Genomic DNA, 433 nt, shown 5'->3' on the forward strand with positions numbered 1-433 from the left:
ATTAAAGACAATGAAATAATTGATGACTTTAATGATATCTATTAACATCTTTTTTTTCATGAAGCTAATGCTATAAAAATAAATTTTTATTAATTTTTTTTTTTATCCTTAACCTATTAAATTAGGTAAGGATTTTTTTTTTGTTTTTTATAAATATTTATAAAAAAAAAACATATAAACTTAAAGTCTATATGGTAAAAAAAAAATAAATACAATACTTTTATTTTTTTTTATAGGTAATTACACACGTTTTTTAACAAATGATATATTGTGATTTCTCAATTTGTTTTAAATCAAAATCTCCTAATACAGGTGCTTTTTCTATAGTAATATATATTTCTTTTGACGTATAACTATTTAATACTACAACTTCATCATTATTTATAATTTTAATATTAAAATTATGATCTTTAATAGATTGAATAATTCTATC

1 protein-coding gene is annotated in these 433 nt (G+C 16.9%); it reads right to left on the reverse strand.

Features of this window, described 5'->3' with window-relative positions:
* Positions 1-253: 253 nt before the first annotated feature.
* Positions 254-433 (reverse strand): hypothetical protein (locus HY29_RS19655; protein WP_206741996.1); only part of this gene is annotated, 180 nt, incomplete at its 5' end.

Source organism: Hyphomonas beringensis, assembly GCF_000682755.1.
Lineage (GTDB): Bacteria > Pseudomonadota > Alphaproteobacteria > Caulobacterales > Hyphomonadaceae > Hyphomonas > Hyphomonas beringensis.